Origin of the sequence: Streptomyces sp. NPDC047880, from assembly GCF_040706515.1 — a bacterium.
GTDB lineage: Bacteria > Actinomycetota > Actinomycetes > Streptomycetales > Streptomycetaceae > Streptomyces.
Genome location: NZ_JBEZOK010000004.1, coordinates 364,184 through 371,614, shown reverse-complemented (window position 1 = coordinate 371,614; position 7,431 = coordinate 364,184). Strand labels below are relative to the sequence as shown.

General features: G+C 64.8%; 4 protein-coding genes, 1 rRNA gene and 1 other annotated feature (1 of these 6 running past the window's edge). All 5 genes read left to right on the top strand.

Features of this window, described 5'->3' with window-relative positions:
- Positions 1 to 2,946, top strand: a sequence feature (most likely nonfunctional fraction of RNA operon); it begins 1,640 nt to the left of the window's first position.
- A gap of 90 nt (positions 2,947 to 3,036) precedes the next feature.
- Positions 3,037 to 3,153, top strand: a 5S ribosomal RNA gene (rrf, locus tag AB0937_RS09620).
- Between the two features lie 59 nt (positions 3,154 to 3,212).
- Positions 3,213 to 3,857 carry an HAD family hydrolase gene (locus AB0937_RS09615; RefSeq protein WP_366710649.1) on the top strand — a complete coding sequence of 215 codons (645 nt, stop codon included), beginning with the start codon at positions 3,213 to 3,215 and terminating at the stop codon, positions 3,855 to 3,857.
- An 89-nt stretch (positions 3,858 to 3,946) separates the two neighbouring features.
- Positions 3,947 to 5,164: an MFS transporter gene (locus AB0937_RS09610; RefSeq protein ID WP_366710647.1), complete on the top strand. Its 1,218-nt coding sequence runs from the start codon at positions 3,947 to 3,949 to the stop codon at positions 5,162 to 5,164.
- A complete protein-coding gene (locus AB0937_RS09605) occupies positions 5,115 to 6,287 on the top strand; it encodes an acetoin utilization protein AcuC (protein ID WP_366710645.1) in 1,173 nt (390 codons plus the stop codon). The genes AB0937_RS09610 and AB0937_RS09605 overlap by 50 nt, the downstream gene beginning before the upstream one ends.
- Before the next feature lie 303 nt (positions 6,288 to 6,590).
- A complete protein-coding gene (locus AB0937_RS09600) occupies positions 6,591 to 7,406 on the top strand; it encodes a phosphatase (RefSeq protein WP_366710644.1) in 816 nt (271 codons plus the stop codon).
- Positions 7,407 to 7,431: the final 25 nt, after the last annotated feature.

Here is a 7,431-nt window from a genome sequence, read left to right as displayed (position 1 = left end):
TGTGGAGGGAACGCGGGGAAGTGAAACATCTCAGTACCCGCAGGAAGAGAAAACAACCGTGATTCCGGGAGTAGTGGCGAGCGAAACCGGATGAGGCTAAACCGTATACGTGTGAGACCCGGCAGGGGTTGCGTATGCGGGGTTGTGGGATCTCTCTTCCACGGTCTGCCGGCCGTGGGACGAGTCAGAAACCGTTGATGTAGGCGAAGGACATGCGAAAGGTCCGGCGTAGAGGGTAAGACCCCCGTAGTCGAAACGTCAGCGGCTCGTTTGAGAGACACCCAAGTAGCACGGGGCCCGAGAAATCCCGTGTGAATCTGGCGGGACCACCCGCTAAGCCTAAATATTCCCTGGTGACCGATAGCGGATAGTACCGTGAGGGAATGGTGAAAAGTACCCCGGGAGGGGAGTGAAATAGTACCTGAAACCGTGTGCCTACAAGCCGTGGGAGCGTCGGATGGAAGCTTGCTTTCATCTCGTGACTGCGTGCCTTTTGAAGAATGAGCCTGCGAGTTTGCGGTGTGTTGCGAGGTTAACCCGTGTGGGGAAGCCGTAGCGAAAGCGAGTCCGAATAGGGCGTTTCAGTAGCACGCTCAAGACCCGAAGCGGAGTGATCTAGCCATGGGCAGGTTGAAGCGGAGGTAAGACTTCGTGGAGGACCGAACCCACCAGGGTTGAAAACCTGGGGGATGACCTGTGGTTAGGGGTGAAAGGCCAATCAAACTCCGTGATAGCTGGTTCTCCCCGAAATGCATTTAGGTGCAGCGTCGTGTGTTTCTTGCCGGAGGTAGAGCACTGGATAGGCGATGGGCCCTACCGGGTTACTGACCTTAGCCAAACTCCGAATGCCGGTAAGTGAGAGCGCGGCAGTGAGACTGTGGGGGATAAGCTCCATGGTCGAGAGGGAAACAGCCCAGAGCATCGACTAAGGCCCCTAAGCGTACGCTAAGTGGGAAAGGATGTGGAGTCGCAGAGACAACCAGGAGGTTGGCTTAGAAGCAGCCACCCTTGAAAGAGTGCGTAATAGCTCACTGGTCTAGTGATTCCGCGCCGACAATGTAGCGGGGCTCAAGCGTACCGCCGAAGTCGTGTCATTCACACAATAGGGCCAACGCCTGTGTGGATGGGTAGGGGAGCGTCGTGTGCCGGGTGAAGCAGCCGCGGAAGCGAGTTGTGGACGGTTCACGAGTGAGAATGCAGGCATGAGTAGCGATTCACACGTGAGAAACGTGTGCGCCGATTGACTAAGGGTTCCTGGGTCAAGCTGATCTGCCCAGGGTAAGTCGGGACCTAAGGCGAGGCCGACAGGCGTAGTCGATGGATAACCGGTTGATATTCCGGTACCCGCTGTGAAGCGTCAAACATCGAGCATCGTGATGCTAAGGCCGTGAAGCCGCCCTGGAGCCTTCGGGCAAAGGGGAGTGGTGGAGCCGCTGAACCAAGCGGTTAGTAGGTGAGTGATGGGGTGACGCAGGAAGGTAGTCCATCCCGGGCGGTGGTTGTCCCGGGGTAAGGGTGTAGGCCGTGCGATAGGCAAATCCGTCGCACATAAGGCTGAGACCTGATGCCGAGCCGATTGTGGTGAAGTGGATGATCCTATGCTGTCGAGAAAAGCCTCTAGCGAGTTTCATGGCGGCCCGTACCCTAAACCGACTCAGGTGGTCAGGTAGAGAATACCGAGGCGTTCGGGTGAACTATGGTTAAGGAACTCGGCAAAATGCCCCCGTAACTTCGGGAGAAGGGGGGCCACACTCGGTGATCCGTTTTACACGGTGAGCTGGGGGTGGCCGCAGAGACCAGCGAGAAGCGACTGTTTACTAAAAACACAGGTCCGTGCGAAGCCGTAAGGCGATGTATACGGACTGACGCCTGCCCGGTGCTGGAACGTTAAGGGGACCGGTTAGCTCAGATTCGTCTGGGCGAAGCTGAGAACTTAAGCGCCAGTAAACGGCGGTGGTAACTATAACCATCCTAAGGTAGCGAAATTCCTTGTCGGGTAAGTTCCGACCTGCACGAATGGCGTAACGACTTCTCGACTGTCTCAACCATAGGCCCGGTGAAATTGCACTACGAGTAAAGATGCTCGTTTCGCGCAGCAGGACGGAAAGACCCCGGGACCTTTACTACAGTTTGATATTGGTGTTCGGTTCGGCTTGTGTAGGATAGCTGGGAGACTGTGAACTCTGGACGCCAGTTCAGGGGGAGTCGTCGTTGAAATACCAGTCTGGTCGTGCTGGATGTCTAACCTGGGTCCGTGATCCGGATCAGGGACAGTGTCTGATGGGTAGTTTAACTGGGGCGGTTGCCTCCTAAAGAGTAACGGAGGCGCCCAAAGGTTCCCTCAGCCTGGTTGGCAATCAGGTGTTGAGTGTAAGTGCACAAGGGAGCTTGACTGTGAGACCGACGGGTCGAGCAGGGACGAAAGTCGGGACTAGTGATCCGGCGGTGGCTTGTGGAAGCGCCGTCGCTCAACGGATAAAAGGTACCCCGGGGATAACAGGCTGATCTTCCCCAAGAGTCCATATCGACGGGATGGTTTGGCACCTCGATGTCGGCTCGTCGCATCCTGGGGCTGGAGTCGGTCCCAAGGGTTGGGCTGTTCGCCCATTAAAGCGGTACGCGAGCTGGGTTTAGAACGTCGTGAGACAGTTCGGTCCCTATCCGCTGTGCGCGTAGGAATATTGAGAAGGGCTGTCCCTAGTACGAGAGGACCGGGACGGACGAACCTCTGGTGTGCCAGTTGTTCTGCCAAGGGCATGGCTGGTTGGCTACGTTCGGGAGGGATAACCGCTGAAAGCATCTAAGCGGGAAGCCTGCTTCGAGATGAGTATTCCCACCTCCTTGAGAGGGTAAGGCTCCCAGTAGACGACTGGGTTGATAGGCCGGATATGGAAGCACGGTAACGTGTGGAGTTGACCGGTACTAATAGGCCGAGGGCTTGTCCTCAGTTGCTCGCGTCCACTGTGTTGGTTCTGAAACCACGAACAGCCCCATGCCATGGTTATGGTGTGGTGCGGCTGGACAGTTTCATAGTGTTTCGGTGGTTATAGCGTAGGGGAAACGCCCGGTTACATTCCGAACCCGGAAGCTAAGCCTTACAGCGCCGATGGTACTGCAGGGGGGACCCTGTGGGAGAGTAGGACGCCGCCGAACAATTTTTGGGAGAACCCCGCATCTTCGGATGCGGGGTTTTCTGCGTTTAGGCTCGAGCCATGCGCCACGACCTCGTGATCTTCGACAATGACGGTGTGCTCGTCGACAGTGAGCCCATCTCCAACCGGTTGCTCGCGGCCTACCTGACAGAGCTGGGGCACCCCACCTCGTACGAGGAGTCCATTCGGGACTACATGGGATCCGCGATGCACCGGATTCATGAACTGGTCCTGGAGCGGACCGGGCAGCGGCTGCCGGAAAGCTTCGACGACGTCTTCCACGCCCGGGTCTTCGCCGCGTTCGAGCAGGAACTGGTGGCCGTCGCCGGGGCCTCCCAGGTGCTGGAGAAGCTCACCGCGGACGGGGTGCCGTACTGTGTGGCGTCCTCCGGGAGTCATGAGCGGATCCGTGTGGCGCACCGGGCGACCGGACTCGACCGATGGTTCGACGAGGAGCGGATCTTCAGCTCGCAGGACGTCGGGCGGGGAAAGCCGGCCCCTGATCTCTTCCTGTACGCGGCCGAGCGGATGGGCGTCGCGCCGGAGCGGTGCGTCGTCGTCGAGGACAGTCCCCTGGGCGTGCAGGCGGCCCTCGCGGCGGGCATGGACGTCTACGGCTACACCGCGATGGCGACGGCGGAGAAGCTGGCCGGGGCGGGCCGGCTCTTCTCCGACATGGGTGAGCTGCCCGACCTGCTGCTGTGAGCCTGGCCCCTGGAGCCCGCAGAAGCTGAACCAAATTCATCTTTGGCTGGATCTACCCACGAGTAAGCCGGAGCCCTACGCTCGCCGCCATGACTGATGTGCTGCGGCGCGGCCGGGCCTCTTTGACTGCCAGTTTCCTGGTGCAGGGCGTCGCGTTCGCCCTGCTCGTGACGAGGATCCCGGCCATCCAGGACCAGTACGGGGTTTCCGACGCGCTGTTGCCCGCCTTCCTGGCCGCCGTGCCGATCCTCGCCGGGATCGGGAGCGTGACCACCGAGCGGCTGGTGAAGCGCGTGCGGCCGAGCCGGCTGCTGCGCTGGTCCCAGCCGGTGGTGCTGCTGGCGCTGCTCGGCGTCGGTGCCGGGGACCGGATGGTGGAGCTGGGGGTGTCGCTCGCGGCGTTCGGGCTGGCCGTGGGGGTGCTGGACGCCTCGATGAACATGCTCGGGGTGAGCCTGCAGCGGTCGTACGGGCGCAGCATCATGCTCGGCTTCCACGCGGCGTACAGCCTGGGCGGGATCATCGGGGCCTCGCTGGCGTGGGCGGGCGCGCACTGGCATCTGGCGCTGTGGGTGTCGTATCTGCCGGTCGTGCTGGTGCTGTTGCCGGCCGTACTGGTGGGGAGCCGGTGGTATGCCGACGACCGGGGCGCGGCGCGGGGAGCGGAGGAGAAGGGCGGAGAGAGCCAGACGGTCGTCTTCAAGTGGCTGCTGCCGCTGTGTCTGGTGATGACGGTCGCGTACATCGGGGACTCGACGGTCTCCAACTGGAGTGCCAAGTATCTGCAGGACGTGCTGGGGAGCTCGGAGCAGATGGCGACCGTGCCGTACAACGTGTACATGGTCACCACGCTGCTGGGGCGGGCGATCGGGGACCTCGGGGTGCGGCGGTTCGGGGCGGTCGCGGTGGTGCGGGGCGGTGCGCTGGTCGCGGCGGGTGGGTTCGCCGTGGTGGCGGGGGCGCCCGGGGCCTGGGTCGGGATGCTGGGGTTCACCCTGTTGGGGCTCGGGTTGTGCGTGCTGGTGCCGCAGACGTTCGCGGCGGCCGGGAGGCTGTTCCCGGGGGCTTCGGACGCGGCCGTGGCGCGGCTGAACGTCTTCAACTACGTGGGGTTTCTGATCGGTTCGCCGTTGGTCGGGGCGCTCGGGGATCTGTGGAGTTACCGCGGGGCGATGCTGGTGCCGATGGTGTTGGTGCTGGTGACGCTGGTGTACGCCCGGTCGTTCGCGGCTCAACCGGACCGATACGGTGGCGGGCATGAGCGGCCGCGCACAGCTGATGTGGGACGAGGCAGTAACGGGCTATGACTTCGGTCCGGGGCATCCGATGGACCCCGTCCGGCTGGCCCTGACCCGGAGACTGGTCGACGCCTTCGGGCTGGACCGTGAGGTGGATGTGGTCGCCGCGAAGGCGGCCGGGGAGTCGACGCTGCGGCTCGTCCACCGGCAGGACTACATCGGGGCGGTGAAGGCCGCGTCGGCGGATCCGGCTGCGGCGGACCAGTCGTACGGGCTGGGGACGATGGACGATCCGGCGTTCGCGGGGATGCACGAGGTGTCGTCGTTGATCGCCGGGCAGTCGGTGGGGGCTGCGGAGGCGGTCTGGCGGGGTGAGGCGGTGCACGCGGTGAACTTCGCGGGCGGGCTGCACCACGCGATGCCGGGCGGTGCGTCCGGGTTCTGCATCTACAACGACGCGTCGCTGGCGATCGCGCGGCTGCTGGAGCTGGGGGCGGAGCGGGTCGCGTACGTCGACGTCGACGTGCACCACGGGGACGGGGTGCAGGCGGCGTTCTGGGAGGACCCGCGGGTGCTGACGATCTCGCTGCACGAACATCCCCGGACGTTGTTCCCGCAGACCGGGTGGCCCGAGGAGACCGGGGCGGACTCCGCGGCGGGCTCGGCGGTGAACGTGGCGCTGCCGGCCGGCACCGGGGACGCGGGGTGGCTGCGGGCGTTCCACGCGATCGTGCCGGAGCTGATCGCCGACTTCCGGCCGCAGGTGCTGGTGACGCAGCACGGGGCCGACACGCACTTCGAGGACCCGCTGGCGCACCTGGCGGTGTCGCTGGACGCGCAGCGGGCGGTGCAGGTGGCCTGTCACGACCTGGCGCACGAGTACGCCGACGGGCGGTGGGTGGCGCTGGGCGGGGGCGGCTACGCGGTCGTGGACGTCGTGCCGCGGTCCTGGACGCATCTGGTCGCGATCGCGGCGGGCCGGGCCGTCGAACCCGAGGCGATGATCCCCGAGGGCTGGCGGCAGGAAGTGTTCGCGAAGACGCGGCAGTTGGCGCCGGCGCGGATGACGGACGGGCGCTGGCCCGTCTCGTGGTCCGGCTGGGAGCAGGGCTACGACCCGGCGGACCGGCTGGACCAGGCGGTGCTGGCTGCCCGGCGGGCGGTGTTCCCGCTGCGGGGGCTGCTGGCGTGAGGGAGTGAGTGAGACCGGGCGGGACCTCGGTCCGGCGCGTGCGGTCGGGCCGCACAGGCGGGAGCGGCCGTACGTCTGCGGCCGACGACGCTTCCGGGTGGCCGTAGATCTGCCGCGAGCGGCGCTTCCGGGTGTCCGTGCATCTGCGGCCGACGACGCTTCCAGGCGGTCGTAGATCTGCCGCGAGTGGCCTTCCGGGTGGCCGTACGTCTGCCGCGCGTGGCGCTTCCGGGCTCTGGGCCGACCGTGCGATGTTCGGCGGTTCCCGGGACGGGCCGCGTTCCGGTCACGCACGATCTGTCTGTGCTGACCACCGAAGCCCTGCGCGCGCATCTGGTGGGCGCGCGGCTCGCCGGGACCGTGGCCACCTCGCGGGAGCAGAGCCTGCGCAGATACCGCCTCTTCGCCGCCCGGGACCCCCGGGTGCTGCTCGGGATCGATCCCGAAGGCGCCTGGAGGGAACGGGAGTTGATCGAGCTGATGGCGGACCGGTGTGGTGTTTCGGCCGATTCCCGGAGGGTTTCCGGCCATGATGTGATCGATCCGGAGCGGACGCTGGCGGGGCTGGACGCCTTCGCGGAACGTCTCGCCCGGGCCGTCCGGCGGGGTGCTCCCGTGCTTCTCGGCACCGGGCACCCGCACCGGCTGCTCGGTTTCTACGGCGCTCTGGCAGACGCCCTGTCGGCGGCGGGGTGTGCCGTCCTCACTCCCGCGCAGGGTCGCCGTGTCGACATAACGACCCGGTTCGGTCTACGTACGTACAACCTCGACTACGTACGAGGAGTCGCGCTGGTGCGGACCCCCGGTCCCGAACGCCCCGGTTGTGAGCCCGGCGCACATACGCACTCACCTCTCCCGGTTCGTACCGTGCTGGCCGCTTGTGCGGAGGCCGGCGGGCCCCTGCCCGAGTTGGTGATCGGGGATCACGGGTGGGTCTGCGGTGCAGGTCAGCTGGGGTTCGAGGCCATCGGGCCGGCCGATACGGACGACCCGGCGCTGTTCGTGGGGGAGGCCGAGGGGTCGGTCTCGGTCGCCGTTCCACTTGATGACGGCGTGCGGTCCGATTACTACCTGCCGCTGACCCGCTACGTACTCAATCGGGCGTGTCTGTCACAGTAGGCCGCCGATGGGTGCACCTCTTCCC

Coding starts and splice junctions, on each gene's coding strand:
- AB0937_RS09615 (WP_366710649.1), top strand. CDS start 3,213: ATGCGCCACGACCTCGTGATCTTCGACAATGACGGTGTGCTCGTCGAC.
- AB0937_RS09610 (WP_366710647.1), top strand. CDS start 3,947: ATGACTGATGTGCTGCGGCGCGGCCGGGCCTCTTTGACTGCCAGTTTC.
- AB0937_RS09605 (WP_366710645.1), top strand. CDS start 5,115: ATGAGCGGCCGCGCACAGCTGATGTGGGACGAGGCAGTAACGGGCTAT.